The sequence below is a fragment of the Gilvimarinus gilvus genome (assembly GCF_030518155.1).
GTDB lineage: Bacteria > Pseudomonadota > Gammaproteobacteria > Pseudomonadales > Cellvibrionaceae > Gilvimarinus > Gilvimarinus gilvus.
The window spans coordinates 1-310 of record NZ_JAULRU010000179.1; the positions used below are offsets into that span (position 1 = coordinate 1).

General features: G+C 29.7%; 1 tRNA gene. It reads right to left on the bottom strand.

The window, feature by feature from the left end:
* Positions 1–55: 55 nt before the first annotated feature.
* Positions 56–127 (bottom strand) — tRNA-Glu (locus tag QWI17_RS01535).
* Between the last annotated feature and the right edge of the window lie 183 nt (positions 128–310).

Sequence of the window (310 nt, forward strand, 5' to 3'; positions counted from 1 at the left end):
AACAAATATTTTATCTCGCCAAATTAATTTAATAATTTTCTAAAACACTTTTATGTAGCCCATAGGAGAATCGAACTCCTGTTTCCAGGATGAAAACCTGATGTCCTAACCACTAGACGAATGGGCCGCATGACGGCTTAACCACTTGTTGTGAAAAGCGAGTGCAAATGTAGAACTATTTTTTGAACTTCCAAATTTATTTAAAAGTTTTTTTGAATAGATTTTTGTTAAAAAATGTTAAGGAAGTTAATATTTTGTCAAAACATCTCTTATATATAATGAGTTATATTTTTAACAATTACTTTAGCGG